The organism is Verrucosispora sp. FIM060022 (assembly GCF_003977705.1).
Classification (GTDB): domain Bacteria; phylum Actinomycetota; class Actinomycetes; order Mycobacteriales; family Micromonosporaceae; genus Micromonospora; species Micromonospora gifhornensis.
In genome coordinates, this window is sequence record NZ_RQIV01000004.1 from 326,139 (window position 1) to 343,965 (window position 17,827).

Below are 17,827 nucleotides of genomic sequence, written 5' to 3' on the forward strand. Positions count from 1 at the left end.
CCGGCCATCATTGCTGCCGATGCGCCACCGCGCCGCCCGTGGTGGGCGAAACCACCCCACTCAGCCCAGCACCAACGCCGCCGCCACCCCGACCATCACCACCGCGATCAGGCCGTCGAGCACCTGCCAGACGCGGGTACGCGCGAGCAGCGGGGCGAGCCGGTAGGCGCCCGCGCCGAGTGCAGTGAACCAGCACACACTGGCCAGTGCCGCCCCGACACCGAACCACCAGCGGTGTTGGTGCTGCTGGGCGATGCCACCGAGCAGCAGCACGGTGTCCAGATACACGTGCGGGTTGAGGTAGGTGAAGGCCAGGCAGGCCGCCAGCGTCGCGCCGAGCCGGGCCGGTGGCCGTTGGGCGGGGGTGAGGGCGCCGGGGCGCAGCGCGCGGCGGGCGGCGAGGACCGCGTACCCGAGCAGGAAGGCGGCACCGCCCCAACGGATCGCGGTGAGCAGGTCCGGTCGGGCGGCCACCACCGAACCGACCCCGGCGATCCCGACGCCGATCAGCAGCGCGTCCGACACCGCGCAGGTCAGGACGACCGGCACCAGGTGTTCCCGGCGCAGGCCCTGGCGGAGCACGAAGGCGTTCTGCGCGCCGATGGCGACGATCAGGGCGATGGACAACGAGAAACCGGCGACGGCCGAGGTGAGCATGGGTCGACGGTAGGGTCGATCCTGATCATCAGTCCAACTAAAGATTCTTCAGATGGTTAAGGACAGCTTCATGAGCGGTCTGGATTCCGCCCAGCTCCGTACGCTCGCCGCCGTCGTCAGTGAAGGCAGCTTCGAGGCGGCGGGCCGGCTGCTGCACGTGACCCCGTCGGCGGTCAGCCAGCGGATCAAGGCGCTGGAGGAAGCTGTCGGGCAGGTGCTCGTCCGACGTCAGCGACCCTGCGACGCCACCGAGGCCGGGCGGCCGCTGCTCCGCCTCGCCGGGCAGTTGGCGCTGCTGGAACGGGAGGCGTTGGCCGACGCGCGCGGCCCGCTCGGCGGTGACCCCGGCCGTACCCGGGTCGCCGTCGTGGTCAACGCCGACTCGCTCGCCACCTGGTTTCCCGCCGCCCTGGCCCGGCTGCCCGCCCCACCGGAACTCTCCTTCGACATCCGGCAGGACGACCAGGACCACAGCGCCGAACTGCTGCGCGCCGGAGCGGTGATGGCCGCGGTGACCGCCCAGCGGGAGGCGGTGCAGGGCTGCCGGGTACGCCCCCTCGGCGCGATGCGGTACCGGGCGCTGGCCGCCCCGTCGGCCCTGCGACGGTGGTTCGCCGACGGTCTCACCCGTTCGGCGCTCGCCGCCGCACCGGTGGTGCTCTTCGACCGCAGGGACCGCCTCCAGCACCGCTTCCTGCGTACGCTGACCGGCCGTACCCTCGACCCGCCGGTGCACTACGTGCCGTCGGTGCCCGCGTTCAGCGCCGCGATCCGACTGGGCCTGGGGTGGGGGATGGTGCCGGAGCAGATCGCCGCCGACGACCTGGACTCCGGCCGCTGCGTGGACCTCGCGCCGGGCCGGGTGGTGGACATCCCGCTCTACTGGCAGCACTGGCGACTCGACTCGGCGGTGCTGACCGCGCTCACCACAGCCGTGTGCGCCGTCGCCGCCGAAACCCTGCGCTGACCGGCTCGCGCGCCCGCTTGCTCGCGCGCCCGCTCGCCGCTGAGCTGCGCGTGCGCGGCGTGCCGTGTTATGAGGGGGCCCCTTTACTACCCCAGGCGTTAACAAGGGGCCCTTCCTTACACCTCAGGCGATGGTGCAGATGGCGGCACCGGCGGTGATCACCGCGCCGACCTCGGCTGACAGGCCGCTGACCGTACCCGCCTTGTGGGCGTGCAGCGGCTGCTCCATCTTCATCGCCTCCAGCACCACCACCAGGTCGCCCTCGGCGACGGTGTCCCCGTCGGCCACCGCGATCTTGACGATGGTGCCCTGCATGGGGGAGGTCAACGCGTCGCCGCCGGCCGTCGCGCCGACCGTGGTGCCGCCACCACGGCGGGCGGGCTTACGCGCGGCCGGCGCGGCGGACGCCGAACCGGCGGTCAGGCCCGCCGGCAGGCTCACCTCCAGCCGCTTGCCACCCACCTCGACCACGACCGTCTCGCGCTCGGCCGGGCCGGCGGAAGCGTCGGCCGCTCCGGTGAACGGCGGCACGGTGTTGTCGAACTCGGTCTCGATCCAGCGGGTGTGCACGGCGAACGGCTCGGCGGTGAACGCGGGATCGCGGACCACCAGGCGGTGGAACGGCAGTGCGGTGGCCATCCCCTCGATCACCATCTCGGCGAGCGCCCGGCGGGCCCGCTCCAACGCCTCGGTACGGGTCTCCCCGGTGACGATCAGCTTGGCCAGCAGCGAGTCGAAGTTGCCACCGATCACGTCGCCGGCCGAGATGCCGGTGTCCACCCGGACACCCGGCCCGGTGGGCAGCCGCAGCGCGGTGACCGTGCCGGGGGCGGGCAGGAAGCTGCGCCCCGGGTCCTCACCGTTGATCCGGAACTCGATGGAGTGCCCACGCGGCGTCGGGTCCTCGGTGAAGCGCAGCTTCTCGCCGTCGGCGATGCGGAACTGCTCGCGGACCAGGTCGATGCCGGCGGTCTCCTCGGTGACCGGGTGTTCCACCTGCAACCGGGTGTTGACCTCCAGGAAGGAGATGGTCCCGTCGTTGCCGACCAGGTACTCGACGGTGCCGGCGCCGTGGTAGCCGGCCTCCCGGCAGATCGCCTTGGCGCTGTCGTGGATCTGGGCCCGCTGCTCCGCCGTCAGGAACGGCGCAGGTGCCTCCTCGACGAGCTTCTGGTGCCGGCGCTGCAACGAGCAGTCCCGGGTGCCCACCACGATCACGTTGCCGTGCTGGTCGGCCAGGACCTGCGCCTCGACGTGGCGCGGCCGGTCGAGGTACCGCTCGACGAAGCACTCGCCCCGACCGAACGCGGCGACCGCCTCCCGGGTGGCCGACTCGAACAGCTGCGGAATCTCCTCCATCGTGCGGGCCACCTTCAGGCCACGCCCGCCACCACCGAAGGCGGCCTTGATCGCCACCGGCAGCCCGTGGTCGACAGCGAAGGCCATCACCTCGTCGGCGCTGCCGACCGGGTCCGCGGTGCCGGGCACCAGCGGCGCACCGGCCCGCTGGGCGATGTGCCGGGCGGTGACCTTGTCACCGAGGTCGCGGATCGCCTGCGGGGTGGGGCCGATCCAGGTCAGGCCGGCGTCGATGACCGCCTGCGCGAAGTCGGCGTTCTCGGAGAGGAAGCCGTAGCCGGGATGCACCGCGTCGGCACCGGACCGGGCCGCGGAGTCGATGAGCTTGTCGATACGCAGGTAGCTCTCCGCGGCGGTGTCACCACCCAGGGCGTACGCCTCGTCGGCGAGCGTGACGTGCAGGGCGTCGCGGTCGGAGTCCGCGTACACCGCGACACTGCCCAGGCCGGAGTCCTGGCAGGCGCGGATCACCCGGACGGCGATCTCGCCCCGGTTGGCGATGAGTACCTTGCGCACCTGGTGGCTCCTCCCCGAGGTTACTGACCGGGAGTTTAGCGACCGACAGGCAGGCCCTAACGAACGATCAGTGTGGGATGGCGCACGGATTGGTCCGGCGTCGATCCGGCGTGGTGTCACACCGATGTGATCGGCTATCGATCACGATGGTGGCCGACAGCGGCCATGAACGGGGAGAAGCAATGATCGAGACCAGAGGGCTGCGCAAGTCGTACCGTAGCCGGGCCGGTCGGGAGACGAAGACCGTCGACGCGGTCCGCGGCGTCGACCTGGACGTGGCGGCGGGCGAGATCTTCGGGTTCCTCGGCCCGAACGGCGCCGGCAAGACCACCACCCTGCGGATGCTGGCGACGCTCATCGAGCCGGACGACGGCCAGGCCACCATCGCCGGTGCCGACCTGCGCACCGATCCGGGTGAGGTGCGCCGCCGCATCGGCTACGTCGCCCAGGGCGGCAGCACCTGGGACGAGTCCACCGCCCGGGAGGAGCTGGTCCTCCAGGCCCGGCTGTACGGCATCTCGAAGGCCGAGGCGCAGCGTCGGGCCGTCCGCGCGCTGGAGGCGTTCCAGCTCACCGAGTTCGCCGACCGCAAGTGCAAGACGTACTCCGGGGGTCAGCGGCGTCGGGTCGAGATCGCGCTCGGCATCATCCACGAGCCGAAGATCGTCTTCCTGGACGAGCCGACCACCGGCCTCGACCCGCAGAGCCGGGCGCACATGTGGGACGAGATCCGGCGACTGCGCACCGACGGGATGACCGTCTTCATCACCACCCACTACCTCGACGAGGCCGATGCCCTCTGCGACCGCATCGCGATCATGGATCACGGTGAGGTGGTCGCCGAAGGCACGCCGGCCGGGCTCAAGCGCGAAATCTCCGGTGACGTGGTGCAACTCGGCCTCAGCATCAACGCCACCACCGAGGCGGAGAAGCTGCTCGCCGTCGAGGAGTACGTCAGCCGGCTGGAGGCGCTCGACGAAGGCGGGCTGCGGCTCTTCGTCGACGACGGGGCCACCGCCATCCCGCGCATCCTGCGTCGTGTCGACGGTGCCGGGCTCGACCTCAAGTCGATCGAGCTGCACCGCCCGAGCCTCGACGACGTCTTCCTCACCAAGACCGGGCGCTCGCTGCGCGAGTCCTGACCCGACCAGGAGAACTCATGAAACTCGCCCGCGACACCTGGCTGATCTTCCAGCGCCAACTGCACCTGCTGCTGCGCAACCCGGTGTGGGTATTCGTCGGCGTCTTCCAGCCGGTGATGTACCTGCTGCTGTTCGCCCCGCTGCTCAAGCCGGCGTTGAACGCACCCACCCAGGCCGAGGCGTACAAGATCTTCGTGCCGGGTCTGCTGGTGCTGCTTGCCATCTTCGGCGGCCTGTTCCAGGGCTTCGGCCTGATCGCCGAGCTGCGCGCCGGGGTGATCGAGCGATCCCGGGTCACCCCGGTGAGCCGGCTCGCCCTGCTGCTCGGCCGCTCCCTGCGCGACGTGGTGTCGCTGCTGGTCCAGGCGGTCATCATCACCCTGCTGGCGCTCCTGTTCGACCTGCGGGTGTTCATCGGCGACCTGCTGCTGGCGTACCTGATGCTCGCCCTGATCGCGCTGATGACCTCGGCGGTCTCCTACGGCGTCGCGTTGAAGGTCAAGAGCGAGGACGCGCTCGCCCCGCTGATGAACACGGTCGCCCAGCCGGTGCTGCTGCTCTCCGGCATCCTGCTGCCGCTCGCCTTCGCACCCGGCTGGCTGCAGGGCATCGCCAAGTGGAACCCGTTCTCCTGGGCGGTCGACGGCACCCGGGCCCTGTTCAGCGGCGACATCGGCAACGACAAGGTCTGGCAGGGGCTGACCATCATCGCGATCCTGGCCGCCGCCGGCGTCTACTGGGCCGCCCGCCAGTTCGCCCGCAGCGTCCGCTGACCGGGTGAAAGGAAGGGCACCTTATTAACGCCTGCGGTAGAGCACGGGCCCCTTCTTAACATCCAAGCGCAGCGTGCGGAGAGTTCGCTCTCAGCGCGGGTCGGGCAGCGGCATGCGCTTGTAGCGTGGGCGCGTGCCTCGCCTTCTCCGCGACCGGATCACCTGGTTGGCCTACGCCCAACTCGGTCTGTGGGGTTTCTTCCTCTACGGCTTCGGTCCGGTGGTGCCGTTGCTGCGCGACGAGCAGGGCACCAGCGCCGCCGTCGCCGGGCTGCACAGCACCGCCCTCGCGGTCGGTGCCCTGGCCGGCGGCGCGCTGTTCGCCCCGGTCGCCCGCCGGTTCGGCCGGGCGCCGACGATCTGGTTCGGGCTGGCCGGCGTCGCCGCCGGGGTGAGCGGGCTGGCCCTGCTGCGCCCGCTGCCCGCCACCCTCGCCGTCGTCATGATGATCGCCACCGCCGGGACGCTGATCGTCAGCGGCGTGAACGTGGTGCTGACCACCCGGCACGGATCTGCCGCTCCGGCGGCCCTGGCCGAGGCGAACGCCGCCTGCGCCGGCATGGGCATCCTGGCCCCGCTGGTGATCGGGCTCAGCGTGAACGCCGGCTGGGGTTGGCGGCCCGGCATGTCCATCGTGGTGGCGCTTATCGCGCTGGTCGCCGTCGCCACCCTGACTCGACGCGTACGCGGACCGCGGGTCGCCGTCGTCCACCCGCACAGGACACCGGTTCCCGCTGGTACGCGTCGACTGCCGAAGGCGTACTGGATCGCCTGGGTGTTGATGGCGGTCACCGGCTCGATCGAGGTCTGCCTGTCCCTGTGGACCGCCGACGTGCTGCGGGTGCACGCCGGAATGGCGCCCGGTGCCGCCTCCGCGGCGGTGGCCGCAATCGTCGCCGGCATGTTCGTCGGACGGATCTTCGGCGGCCGGGTGGCCCTCCGGCTCCGCCCGGTACCCCTCCTGCTCGCCGCGCTGGGAGTGTCGCTGGCGGGATTCGCCCTCTTCTGGGTCGCCTCGGTCGGCTGGCTGGCGGTCGTCGGCCTGGTGGTGCTGGGGCTGGGCAACGCCCTGCACTACCCGCTGGCCATCTCGCTCGCCCTCGCCGTCGCCGGTGACGCCACGGATCAGGCGGCGGGCTGGTCGGCGTACTCGATGGCTGTGGGTTTCGGGATCGCGCCGGTCGCGCTCGGCTGGGTGGCCGACGGCGTCGGTGCCCACCTGGCGTTCCTGCTGCTGCCCGGCTTCATCGCGGTGGCCGCGCTGCTCGCGGTACGACTCGGCCGGGCCCTGCCGACTCCGACGCCCGCCGAGCGGCCGACGCCCGCCTCCGTCTGACCGGACGGGTCCCCGCGCGACGTGCTGTTCAGCGCCGCTGGAGTGCGCCGACGGCGCGCAGGGCGATGTCGACGGAGGCCTGGAGTTCTTCGCGGCTCGCGCCGGCTGCGGCGTGCACCGCGTGGCCCTCGCTCAGCGCCATCACGAACCGGGCGAGCGCCGGGACATCCGTGTCGTCCGACAGGTCGCCCTCGTCCACGGCACGGGTCAGCCGTTCCGCAAGAGCCGCCTCGGTGGCGGCCCGACCGGCGGCCAGGATCTCGGAGATCCCGGCGTTCTCCGGTGAGCAGGCCAGGCCTCCCTGGATGGAGAGGCAGCCGGCGGGGTGATCGGCGGCGGTGAGGCCGTCGGCGCTGGCGCGCAGGAACGCCTCGATGGCGGCGTACGCGCTGGGTTTGTCGAGGGCGGCGCGGGCGGCGGCCACCTGGGTCTCGTGGTACCGGGCGAAGGCGCGTTGGAACAGCTGTTCCTTGCTGCCGAACGTGGCGTACAGGCTCGGCCGGTTGATGCCCATCGCGCTGGTGAGGGCGCTCAGCGACGCGCCTTCGTAGCCGTGCTGCCAGAAGACCTCGGTGGCGCGATCGAGGACAGCCTCCTCGTCGAAGGCGCGGGGACGTCCGATCGTGCTCATGACAGCAGTCTACCGCTCGGTACAGAAGTGACCCAAGCCACCGACCGATCGGTACAAAACCCTGTTACGCTGACTCGCAACTGATCGGTACAAAAGGAGAAGCATGACCGTCACACTGGTTACCGGCGCCAACAAAGGCATCGGCTTCGAAACCGCCCGACAGCTTCTCGAACTGGGCCATGCCGTCTACCTCGGCGCCCGCGACATCGAGCGGGGCAAGGCCGCCGCAGCAGCACTGGGCGCACCATTCGTCCAACTCGACGTCACCGACGACGCGTCGGTGAGCGACGCCCTCGCGACGATCGATGCGGCCGAGGGCCGCCTCGACGTCCTGATCAACAATGCCGGCATCCTCGGCTCCGGAGACATCGACGGACCGAAGGCGCTGCGGGTGTTCGACACCAACGCGGTGGGCATCGTCCGGGTCACCGAGGCCGCGTTGCCACTGCTGAGGAAGTCGTCGAACCCGACTGTCGTCAACGTCTCCAGCAGCATGGGATCGTTCTGGGCGGTGAACAACCCCGAACGGCCGGAGTTCGGCATCCCGATGGCGCTCTATGCGGCGTCCAAGTCAGCGGCCACCATGCTCACCGTCCAGTACGCCAAGTTGCACCCGGGCATCAAGTTCAACGCACTCGAGCCCGGCACCACCGCCACCGACATGACCGCCGACCTCGGGATCGGACGGCCGGTCGAGGAGAGCGCCAAGACGGTCGTACGCCTCGCCACGCTCAGCGTGGACGCTCCGACCGGAACCCTCACCGACGACCACGGCACCCTGAGCTGGTAGGGCGACATGACGACGCAAGAGGATCTCCGCAACTGGTACCTGCGCTACGTCGCGGCACTCAACGCCCACGAATTCGACGGGATGGACGAGTTCATAAACGACCAGGTCCTGCTCAACGGCAGGATGGGCACCCGGGACGACGTGCTCACCGTCCAGCGACAGGACATCGATGCCGTTCCGGACCTCCACTGGGAGGTCAAGGAACTGCTGTTCGACCGCAACCGCATCGCCGTACGCGCGATCAACACCGGCACTCCAGTGAAGGAGTGGCTCGGTGTCGCACCGTCCGGCGCCTCCTTCGAAATCGTCGAGTACGCCATCTATGAGGTCAGGGACGGCCGGTTCGTGCAGATGACCGCGCTGCACGACTCCGCCGAACTGCTCCGCCAGCTCACCGCCTGAGCAACGACCCTGGTCCGGACGCCCGCCCACCGGAGCGGGCGTCCGAACCAGCGGTCGGCACCGGCAGACGCCGCTGCTCGATCCGTCCAGGACTCGCAACAGAACGGAACAGTCAATGACAGCGATCGGAATCATCGGTGCCGGCGAAGTCGGCAGCCAGATCGCGCGTGCGGCAATTGCCACCGGATATCGCGTCGTCATCGCCAACTCCCGGGCACCCGGGACGCTGGACCGCCTGGTCGCCGAACTGGGCCCGTCGGCCCGGGCGGCGTACGCCGCCGACGCCGCCGCGGCCGGCGACTTCGCCGTCGTGGCGGTGCCCCTCAAGCTCGTCAACGACATGCCGGTCGACGAACTTGCCGGCAAGATCGTGCTGGACACGAACAACTACATGCCCTGGCGCGACGGCAACTTCCCGGTCGTCGACTCCGGCGAGAAGACGGTCCACGAGCTCCGCCAGGAGCAGCTTCCGACGTCGAAGGTCGCCAAGGCGTTCACCCACATCCAGGCACCCCGGCTGCTCACCTCCGCTCGACCAGCCGGTACCCCCGACCGGTTGGCGCTGTCGGTGTCGAGCAACCACCCCGACGCCGTCGAACTCGTGACGAGACTGTACGACCAGTTCGGCTTCGACACCGTGGACAACAGCCCGCTCAGCGAGTCCTGGCGTACCGAACCCGGTCAACCTGCCTGGTTGCGCCACGCCCACCAGAACCGCGAAGAGTTGACCCTCAACCTGGCCCGAGCACGACGCAAAGTGCAGGTATAGCCCGACCCGGTGGCCCGCTCCTGGCGCTCGCCCTGGCCGTGGCCCTGCCCCTGGCTCTCGCCCTGGCTCAGTGCACCCGGGCGAGGGTCAGACCGTCAGCGATCGGCAGCATCACCGCGTCCACCCGTACGTCGGCCAGGACATCGTCGTTGAAGGCGGCGATGGCCCGGTCGTCGGCGTTCTGCGGTGCGATGACCCGACCGTGCCGCAGCACGTTGTCGACGGCAATCACCCCGCCGGGCCGCATCCGGGGCACCAACTCGGCCCAGTAGATCGGGTAGCCGGCCTTGTCGGCGTCGATGAAGGCAAGATCCAGGTACCGCTCGTTCGGCAACTGCCGCAGCGTGTCCCCGGCCGGGCCGATCCGCAGGTCGATCAGGTCGGCCACACCGGCACGCGCCCAGTACCGGCGGGCGACACTCGTGTACTCCTCGGAGATGTCGAAGCAGGTCAACCGCCCACCGTCGACAAGCCCACGGGCGATCGCCAGCGCGGAGAGCCCGGTGAAGGTGCCCACCTCCACGGCCTGCCGGGCACCGAGCAGCCGGGTCAGGAAGGTCAGGAAGGCAGCCTGCTCGGGTGCCACCTGCATGGACGCGTGCTCCGGCAGCAGGGCCAGCGTCTCCTCGGCCAGGTCACGGATCACCTCGTCGGGCGGGGCACCGTGGGCCACCAGGTAGCCGTGCAGTTCGTCGGTGAGCGGAATCGACTTCAGCGTCATGCCGGGACGTTATCCGAGTGACTCGACCGACTGGTTACCCGGCGCGACCTTCGTCCACAGATCAGTGATCCGCAGGTCCAACTCGGCCAGCAGCCGCCGCAGCAGTGGTAGGGACAACCCGATCACCGTGCTCGGATCACCCTCGATCCGCTCCACGAACGGCCCGCCCAGACCATCGATGGTGAACGCGCCCGCCACCGCGAGCGGCTCACCGGTCCCGACGTACGTGGCGATCTCGTGGTCACTGATGTCGGCAAAATGCACCACCGTCGAGGCCACCGCCTCCGCCTGACGCCCCGCCTCGACATCGACCAGACAATGCCCACTGTGCAGCACCCCGCTGCGTCCCCGCATCCGTTCCCACCGCGCAGTGGCATCGTCGGGATCCGCCGGCTTGCCGAGGATCTGCCCTTCGAAGGCGAGCACGGAGTCGCAGCCCAACACGAGCGTGCGCTGATCGTCGGCGGGCCGCAGCCGGGCCACTACCGCCTGCGCCTTCAGCCGGGCCAACTCAAGGCAGAGATCCTCCGCCCGCTCGGTCACCACAAGTGACTCATCGACCCCACTGACCAGCACATCCGGCTCGATGCCAGCAGCTTGCAGCGTCTTACGGCGGGCCGGGCTCGCGGAAGCAAGCACCAGCCGAACAGGCATCACATCAGGCACCTCGCCGACGTTACCGGTTGCCCGTCCGCCCCCGCCTCTGCGCCCAGACGCACGTCGTCGTGTCGCAGCCGCCCGGCGTCATGCCGCAGCCGCCCGTCCGGTCGCCGCGGAGTCAGCGACTGACCCGCGGTGGCGGATCATCGGACCTGCGGCGGTGCCGCACCACCAATGCCCAGGCCACACCCCCCGCCACCAGCAACCCCAACGTGACAAGCCCCCGCATGGTCGCCGCACCCCCATCACCGGCCGGCGGCCCATCGGCCGCCGCCGTGGTCGGGCCAGCCACATCCGGCGAGGTCGCCGGCACCGACTCAAAACCCCTCGGCGGTACGTCTGCCGTCAGCGCCGCCACCAGGTCGATGACCCCGTAGCCGTACTGGTCGTCGCGCCCCGGCGGCCCCTTGTCGATCGCGGTAGCGGTCAACCGGTGCGCCACCTCATCCGCCGGCAGATACGGATACTTGGCCCGTACCAACGCCGCCGCCCCCGCCACAATCGCGGCAGCGCTTGAGGTGCCGGAGCCCTTCAGATAATTGTCCCCGTAGCTGGTGCTATAAATTTCGACTGCAGGTGCGGACAAATCAATTTGAGGGCCGGTCACCGACAATCTGGCATGGTTGGAATGGCGATCAATGCCACCAACCGCAATCACGCCCACTCCGGCGGCGGGCCAAACCACGTGTGCGTCCTCAGGTCTATTGCCGGCTGCCGCCACCACCACAATATCTGCGGCACGTGCGGAGTCGAGGGCGCGTAAGAGGCGAGAGTTGGCGCCCCCGCCAGCAGAGACACTGATTACGTCCACGCCTGCTGCAACCGCCCTTTCGATCGCCTCAGCTAGGCGGTCCGTGTCACCTTCGTTCTCGGAGGTGAAGGATTTTATTGGCAGGATTTTGGCTTTAGGGGCTACTCCTAGTGCTCCGCTGCCATTTGCTTGGCCGTGGGCAGCTATGAGCCCTGCCATTGCTGTTCCATGGCCACTTTCGTCATCTTGTCCGCTTCGGCTGTCGCCGGGCATGAGATTGAAGCCTTCAAGGAGATTACTCTTGAGGTCCACGTGAGGATAAACCCCGCTGTCGGGTACAGCTATCGTGACGCCTTCGCCTTGGCTGAGTCGGTGCGCTTCCTGAATTTTCAGGAGTCTCAGGTGCCACTGATCATTCCGAATCCTCAGGGAGTCGTCGCCGTCCTCAATTCTCAGCTGGATTGCCGGCGATGCGCCTTCTAGTTTGGATAAGGTCGGTGGGGAGAGCAGGGCGGTGAGGATGCATATGGCACCAGCAAGCAGCTTCATCACCTAAGGCCGATGGCGGGGCCGGGGTCGATTGGTCCGTCGTCTTCGAGCGGGCGCATGACAGGGTTGACGCCCTGATCTGTCTGCCACGGGTGATCCGGGTCCCACCTGCGTCCAACACTGTCGCTACCGCCGCCTGGGCCTTTGTCCCTCGTGCCCGTCGCGGCTAGGCCGGGAGAACCGCCAAAGGGCGGGACTAGCTGATTGGTGCCGAACCCCTTGCCGCTGCCCGGCCGGGAACCCGCGGCCCCTGCAGGTGCGGTCCCAGCCGCACCGCCACCAATCAGCCCACCAGCGGGGTTTACTCGACGTGGTTGGTCACTGCCTGTCCCTGAGGTGAAATGCCCAGTTCCCGGAATTCCTCCGATTAGGCCCCCATGCGGCAGAGCGCGCGGTTGGGTGGGTGGAACTGGATGAGTAGCTTTTGTGCCACTGCCGGTTGGGTGGGCAACTTGGGAAGGCTGTCGAAGCCCTGCTATCGGGCTTCCCAATTGGCCATGCGGCACTTGAGGCGAAGTCGGAGGGGTGCTACTGCTGGGAGATGCTGGAGTGCGAAGGTTGGGTTCACCCGGATTGGCCAGCACCGGTCTTGGCGAGGCATCACCCAAGACGGGGCCGATTTGAGGACTCTTCGGGCTAGGTGTTGGTGCCAAACGGGGGGACTGCCTTCGAACCGTTGACCCGCTGGTTGCATGAGGTAACGCCACGGGCATGATCGGGGGAATTACAGGGGCCGTTGTACCGCCACCATAGACGTTCGGGTCGGACGGCTGTTTGCCTGTAGGCGGTGCGACGGGAGGTTGGCGGAGCATTGCTTGGGCTTGTTGGAGTTCGCTGCTGAGGCCGTACATGATGCCGCGCGCTCGGACGTTGAGGCGTTCGAGTTCGGCATCGGTTACCGGGGGTTCGCCAGCCCGACTGCCGGCGGCGGCTTTGGGGTCGGCGGCGATCGTCTCCCAGGTCCGCTTCTGCTGGAGTTTGCGGGCGTACTCCTCGTAGATCTTGCCCAACTCGGTGCGGGTGCTGGTGATGGCCTGGGTGGCGGCGGACAGCGCGGTCTGGTTGGCGGAGGCGGCGTCGTGCGTGCGTTGCACCTGGTCGATGAGGTCGTCGAGTTCGGCGACGTACGCCTTGGCGGCGGCGTTGGTCTCCGGCGGCCAGGCTCGGGCCAGGCCGTCGCGGTACGCCCTGAGGCGGGTGAGGTGCTGGCCTGCCAGGTCACAGACCTTGCGCCAGCCGGCGACGTGCCGCCAGTGCTGTTCGGTCTGGTGGTCCTGCACGCAGGCCCACATGTCGGCGACGTTCATCAGGTACCAGTTGGTGAGGCCGCCGCTGCGGCCGACGCCCACGTCTCTCATGGCAGCACCACTGGTCCGGGCTGGTCGGGGCCGGTGGGGTCGGCGAACGACGGCGACGGCGCCGGCGGGGCGGTGGTGATGCCGGGCCGGGCGAGGGCGCGTTCGATGTCGGCGACCCGGGCTGCGGAGAAGGCGTCGGCGTCGCCGTAGCGCAGCGCCACCTGGTGGGCGGCTTCCGCGAGGTGACCGGTGGTGTGGCCGACGCCCCAGACGGCGTTGGTGGCGGCCTGCTGGGTCTCCCAGTGTGCGCGCATGAACTGCACCAGCTCGATGAAGGCATCGGCAGGGTTGGACACCTGGGTGAGCATGTCGCTGGCGATGTAGCGCAGGTGCGGGGTGTAGTTGCTCTCGACCTCGGCACGTAGCCGGTCAGCGAATTCTCGCATCTGCCGGATGTCCGCCTCGATCGTGCGGTAACCGCCCAACCAGGACGCTTGTCGATCCTCTTCAGGGATCATCGCCCCTCCCAACCGTCACGGTCCGGTTCCCCAGAGTGAGGTTAGTGGGTGACGTCGCCCACGGCTGCCCCGTCACCGTCCCTACGACAGCCGAGAAGCGGCTCGGCGAGGAGCGACGGGCCGGTCAGCGGGGCAGTGCGGACGCGCGCCAGGCGCCGGGACCGGGCAGGTGACCGTTGCTTCCCGGTCGGCCGCTGCGAGCCCACGTCGACGTCGGTGCCGGGGCAGGACCGGCGGCCCGGGGGCGGGTGACGACAGCGCCCACCAGCGCGGCCAGTTCCTCCGCGGTCGGCACACCGCGCACGATCCGCAACAGCGGCTCTTCCCCACACATGCCGCTCAGGGTACGTGGCCACCTTGATCTTGGTCGCACAATGGCGTGCCGACGGTGTAGGTGTCAGCGCTGCCGGGTACCGTCTCAGCGATGTCAGACGCTTCCGCCTCCCAACTCGTCGCCGACCGGTACCGGCTCATCTCGCCGCTCGGTCAGGGTGGCATGGGTCGGGTGTGGAAGGCGCGCGACGAGGTGCTGCACCGCGACGTCGCCATCAAGGAACTCGTACCGCCGCCGGGTCTGACCAACGACGAGCGCCGCGAGATGCGGGAACGCTCGCTGCGCGAGGCGCGGGCCATCGCCCGGCTCAACAACGTCAACGTGGTACGCATCTTCGACGTGCTCCGCACCGATGGTGACCCGTGGATCGTGATGGAGTACGTCGCGTCGCGTTCGTTGCAGGACACGCTCGCGGAGGACGGGCCGGTGTCGTCGGCCCAGGCGGTCGAGATCGGCCTGGGCGTGCTGAACGCCCTGAAGGCCGCGCACAAGGCCGGCATCATGCACCGCGACGTCAAGCCCGGCAATGTCCTGCTCGGCACCGACGGGCGGGTGGTGTTGACCGACTTCGGGCTGGCCACCATCCCCGGCGACCCGAACGTCACGCGTACCGGCATGGTGCTCGGCTCACCGGCGTACATCGCCCCGGAACGGGCCCGCGACGGCACCGCCGGGCCGGAGGCCGACCTGTGGTCGCTGGGTGCCACGCTCTACGCCGCCGTGGAGGGCAAGTCCCCGTTCGCCCGGCCGTCGGCGATCGCCACCCTGGCCGCGCTGGCCACCGAGCCGGTGCCGCCGCCGCGTAACGCCGGCCCACTCAAGTCGGTGCTCACCGGGCTGCTCCGCAAGGACCCCCAGGAACGCATCACCGCCGAGTCCGCCGAGCGCATGCTCCGCAAGGCCAGCGGCCGGCGGGCCAGGAGCATCTCACTGCTGGGCGGCGCACGCCGACCGGGGCCCAACGGGCCGCGTGAGCCACGCCCGCCGTTGGTGCCGGCGCCGCGGCCGTCCGGGGAACGACCGACGACCCCGTCCGCGTCGGTCAGCCCGCCTGCCCCGCGTACGCCGCCGGTTTCCGGCCCGCTCGCCGCCGCCGGCGCCGTCGGGTCCTCGCTCAGCTCGGACGCCGCGCCGACGGCGAAGGTCCCCGCCGACGCCGCTCCGACGAGCAGGGCGGATGCTGCGGTCGGTTCCGACGCGGCGCAACCGGCAGGCTCGGACGCGGCACCCACCGTCCTGGTGTCCGGTGCGGACAGCCCGGTGGACGGGGGCGAAGCGGCCGGTACGAACAACGATGCCGGCGCGTCCCGGAGCGCCGACGCGGCGTCCGTGACCGCTGGTGGCGGGGCGGAGTCCGGTCTCGATGCCGACTCGGGTGCTACCGCCGGAGCGGGGGAGACGGACCAGTCGGGCACGGCTGTTCCCGGTGGCGCAGCGGCGGACACCGGTGCGGAGCCGACGGCGAAGGTCGACCGCTCGACGTCCACGATGGACCGGGCGACCACTCACCCGGACACGGATGCCACCCGCCAGGTGGATCCCGCGCCGGCCGGGGAACACACCCGGGTCGTACCGCAGCGGACCTCGCTGATGCCGTCGGTGCCGGATGATCCGACCCCGGCTCGCGGCTCCGTCTTCACCTCGGGCTTCCTGCGCTCGGAGCGCAACCGCCGCGGTCTGCTCGTCGGTGCCCTGGTCGCGCTGCTGCTTGTTGGTCTGGTGGTGGCGGTGCCGCTGCTGACCGGCGATGACGGTGGTGACGACGGCACGCCGCAGGGTGCGGCCAGCAGCTCCGGGACACCGGCGGCGGCGACAAGCGAACCGGCCGCGCCCCCACCCACCAGCGCAGCCCCGCCGACCAGCGCGGCCCCGCCCAGCCCGTCGGCCACGCCCAGCACGGCACCGCCGACCAACGGTGCGCTGCCGGGGGGCTGGACGCTGCGAAACGATCCGGTCGGCTTCAAGGTGGCCGTGCCGGAGGGCTGGCGACGCAGCGCCGGCGGGACCTGGGTGAAGTACCGGGACCCGAACGGCGTCAGCGAGTTGACCATCGACCGCACTGACAGCCCGGGACGGGACGCCGCCGCCACCTGGCGGCAGCTGGAGCCGGGCCGCAAGAACGTCCGTGGCGTGCAGAACTACCGGCTGATCGACATCTGGTCGTTCGACTGCAAGTGGCGGACCTGCGGTGACTGGGACTGGTACCAGACCCGTGACGGGGTGGAGCTACGAGTCCGCAACCGGGGCTTCGTCACCGCCAGCAACCGCGGTTTCGCGCTGCGCTGGGAAGTGCCGAACAGTGAGTGGGAAGCGCAGCTGCCGAACTTCGAGACGGCCTTCCGGGAGTTCGTGCCCGACCGTCAGGACTGATCGACAGGCATGACCCTCCGTCGTTCGGGGTATCTGATCTCCGACGACGGAAGGGAGGCCCGAGATGGGTTACCGAGGAAGGGATGCCCGACCGCGGCTGGCACTGTGGACGCTCGTGGTGCTCGGCAACGTCGTACTGCTGGTCGCCGCCGCCGGAGTCGCGGTGCTGGCGACCCTGCTGAGCCTGGTGACGCTGGCCGGTGCCGCGCTCGCCGGCTGGCACCTCACCCGCCGAGGCAGCGTCACCCGTCGGGGTGGCATGAGCGTGCCGGTCGCGCTCGCCTCGCGACGACGGGCCTGAGCCCTCACGCACCGACAGCGACGTCCGGCCTGAGCGCCGCGCGACGACACCTACGCCGACGATCGGCCGACGTCCGGGATGTCACGGGACGCCGGCCGGTCGTCGTGGCGTACGTCAGGTGTTGTTGGCCAGCGCGATCAGCCGGCTGCGGTCGCCGTTCCAGTAGTTGCGGTCCACCGCGCCGCTGATGCCGGGGACGCTGCCGGAGTCGGTGTACTGCCAGAAGCTCCAGAAGGGCGCGCCGGCCGGCAGGGCACCCACGGAGGACGACCAGCGGGCGATCCAGAGCGGGTGGTTGTTCCACGGGCCGCTCCAGCTGCCGGTGCACTGGTTCCAGAAGCTGGTGGTGGTGTAGATGACCGCGTAGCGGCCGGTGCGGGAGCGGTAGGTGTTGAGGAAGTCCTGCACCCAGTTGCGCATCGCGGTGGTGCTCAGGCCGTAGCAGTAGCCGCCGCTGTACGGGTTCGCCTCCAGATCCAGAGCGGCGGGCAGGGTACGGCTGTCGGCCGACCAGGCGCCGCCGTTGGAGGCCAGGTAGTTGGCCTGGACCGCGCCGGAGGAGATGTTGGGCCGGGCGAAGTGGTACGCCCCTCGGATCACCCCCGCGTTGTACGCGTTGACGTAGTTGGTGTTGAAGTTCGGGTCCTTGTAGCTCGTACCCTCGGTGGCCTTGATGAAGGCGAACTGGATGCCGGCGTTGCGCACGCTGGTCCAGTTGATGGTGCCCTGGTAGCGCGAGACGTCGATGCCGGGCACGGTGGCCGCCGCGGCGGGGGTCGCGGTGGCGACGAGCCCGGCGGCGGCGGTGGCGAGCACGGTAAGTGCGGCGGCGGTCAGCCGACGCAGCGAAGACCTGACCTGACCCATGGCGTCCTCCTGAGACGACAGTCAATTGACAGTCATCTTTGGGTGAGCCTGCTCGGCCAGGCAATAGAGGTAGAGATAATTTTCGAAGTCCGGCTTGTGGTGCGAGCCCACCTGGT

The 17,827-nt window shown here is 69.9% G+C and carries 18 protein-coding genes; 9 read left to right on the plus strand and 9 right to left on the minus strand.

Features of this window, described 5'->3' with window-relative positions:
- Positions 1–60: 60 nt before the first annotated feature.
- Positions 61–657 carry a LysE/ArgO family amino acid transporter gene (locus EG812_RS14825; protein ID WP_013731555.1) on the minus strand — a complete coding sequence of 199 codons (597 nt, stop codon included), beginning with the start codon at positions 655–657 and terminating at the stop codon, positions 61–63.
- 70 nt (positions 658–727) lie between these two features.
- Between EG812_RS14825 and EG812_RS14830 the strand changes: the two genes are divergently transcribed.
- A complete protein-coding gene (locus tag EG812_RS14830) occupies positions 728–1,624 on the plus strand; it encodes a LysR family transcriptional regulator ArgP (RefSeq protein WP_126711853.1) in 897 nt (298 codons plus the stop codon).
- A gap of 123 nt (positions 1,625–1,747) precedes the next feature.
- Here the strand turns inward: EG812_RS14830 and EG812_RS14835 are convergent, their stop codons facing one another.
- Positions 1,748–3,499, minus strand: a complete 1,752-nt coding sequence (locus tag EG812_RS14835; protein WP_126711854.1) for an acetyl/propionyl/methylcrotonyl-CoA carboxylase subunit alpha — start codon at positions 3,497–3,499, stop codon at positions 1,748–1,750.
- A 182-nt stretch (positions 3,500–3,681) separates the two neighbouring features.
- On the opposite strand from EG812_RS14835, the gene EG812_RS14840 reads away from it, so the two are divergent.
- The 3 genes from EG812_RS14840 to EG812_RS14850 all read left to right on the plus strand — a co-directional run bounded on the left by EG812_RS14840 (position 3,682) and on the right by EG812_RS14850 (position 6,750).
- The gene (locus EG812_RS14840) at positions 3,682–4,641 is read left to right on the plus strand and encodes an ATP-binding cassette domain-containing protein (protein WP_126711855.1); all 960 of its coding nucleotides are present in this window, start codon (positions 3,682–3,684) and stop codon (positions 4,639–4,641) included.
- A gap of 17 nt (positions 4,642–4,658) precedes the next feature.
- Complete coding sequence (locus tag EG812_RS14845) at positions 4,659–5,414, plus strand: ABC transporter permease (protein WP_013731559.1); 756 nt, start codon at positions 4,659–4,661, stop codon at positions 5,412–5,414.
- A gap of 133 nt (positions 5,415–5,547) precedes the next feature.
- Positions 5,548–6,750, plus strand: coding sequence for an MFS transporter (locus EG812_RS14850; protein WP_013731560.1), 1,203 nt, complete (start codon positions 5,548–5,550; stop codon positions 6,748–6,750).
- 28 nt (positions 6,751–6,778) lie between these two features.
- Here the strand turns inward: EG812_RS14850 and EG812_RS14855 are convergent, their stop codons facing one another.
- A complete protein-coding gene (locus tag EG812_RS14855; RefSeq protein WP_013731561.1) occupies positions 6,779–7,381 on the minus strand; it encodes a TetR/AcrR family transcriptional regulator in 603 nt (200 codons plus the stop codon).
- 103 nt (positions 7,382–7,484) lie between these two features.
- On the opposite strand from EG812_RS14855, the gene EG812_RS14860 reads away from it, so the two are divergent.
- From EG812_RS14860 to EG812_RS14870, 3 genes are all read left to right on the plus strand, one after another.
- Complete coding sequence (locus EG812_RS14860; RefSeq protein ID WP_126711856.1) at positions 7,485–8,171, plus strand: SDR family NAD(P)-dependent oxidoreductase; 687 nt, start codon at positions 7,485–7,487, stop codon at positions 8,169–8,171.
- Positions 8,172–8,177: 6 nt separating this feature from the next.
- Positions 8,178–8,573, plus strand: a complete 396-nt coding sequence (locus tag EG812_RS14865) for an ester cyclase (protein ID WP_126711857.1) — start codon at positions 8,178–8,180, stop codon at positions 8,571–8,573.
- A gap of 115 nt (positions 8,574–8,688) precedes the next feature.
- Positions 8,689–9,342 (plus strand): NADPH-dependent F420 reductase, encoded by a 654-nt coding sequence (locus EG812_RS14870; protein WP_013731564.1) that lies wholly within the window; start codon positions 8,689–8,691, stop codon positions 9,340–9,342.
- 67 nt (positions 9,343–9,409) lie between these two features.
- Here the strand turns inward: EG812_RS14870 and EG812_RS14875 are convergent, their stop codons facing one another.
- The 5 genes from EG812_RS14875 to EG812_RS14900 all read right to left on the minus strand — a co-directional run bounded on the left by EG812_RS14875 (position 9,410) and on the right by EG812_RS14900 (position 14,173).
- On the minus strand, positions 9,410–10,063 hold the full coding sequence (locus tag EG812_RS14875; RefSeq protein ID WP_126711858.1) for an O-methyltransferase: 654 nt from the start codon (positions 10,061–10,063) through the stop codon (positions 9,410–9,412).
- 9 nt (positions 10,064–10,072) lie between these two features.
- The gene (locus EG812_RS14880; protein WP_043719683.1) at positions 10,073–10,717 is read right to left on the minus strand and encodes a Maf family protein; all 645 of its coding nucleotides are present in this window, start codon (positions 10,715–10,717) and stop codon (positions 10,073–10,075) included.
- Between the two features lie 124 nt (positions 10,718–10,841).
- Positions 10,842–12,023, minus strand: coding sequence for a S8 family serine peptidase (locus EG812_RS14885; RefSeq protein ID WP_233579490.1), 1,182 nt, complete (start codon positions 12,021–12,023; stop codon positions 10,842–10,844).
- A gap of 1,354 nt (positions 12,024–13,377) precedes the next feature.
- On the minus strand, positions 13,378–13,839 hold the full coding sequence (locus tag EG812_RS14895) for a hypothetical protein (protein WP_043719686.1): 462 nt from the start codon (positions 13,837–13,839) through the stop codon (positions 13,378–13,380).
- A 124-nt stretch (positions 13,840–13,963) separates the two neighbouring features.
- Complete coding sequence (locus EG812_RS14900) at positions 13,964–14,173, minus strand: acyl-CoA carboxylase subunit epsilon (RefSeq protein ID WP_013731569.1); 210 nt, start codon at positions 14,171–14,173, stop codon at positions 13,964–13,966.
- A 90-nt stretch (positions 14,174–14,263) separates the two neighbouring features.
- Between EG812_RS14900 and EG812_RS30075 the strand changes: the two genes are divergently transcribed.
- Both EG812_RS30075 and EG812_RS14910 read left to right on the plus strand, forming a co-directional pair.
- Entirely contained in the window at positions 14,264–16,543 is a 2,280-nt protein-coding gene (locus EG812_RS30075; protein WP_126711860.1) for a serine/threonine-protein kinase, read from the plus strand.
- Positions 16,544–16,607: 64 nt separating this feature from the next.
- Positions 16,608–16,844, plus strand: a complete 237-nt coding sequence (locus tag EG812_RS14910; RefSeq protein ID WP_043719689.1) for a hypothetical protein — start codon at positions 16,608–16,610, stop codon at positions 16,842–16,844.
- 114 nt (positions 16,845–16,958) lie between these two features.
- On the opposite strand, the gene EG812_RS14915 is transcribed toward EG812_RS14910, so the two are convergent.
- Positions 16,959–17,711, minus strand: coding sequence for a GH25 family lysozyme (locus EG812_RS14915; protein WP_126711861.1), 753 nt, complete (start codon positions 17,709–17,711; stop codon positions 16,959–16,961).
- Between the last annotated feature and the right edge of the window lie 116 nt (positions 17,712–17,827).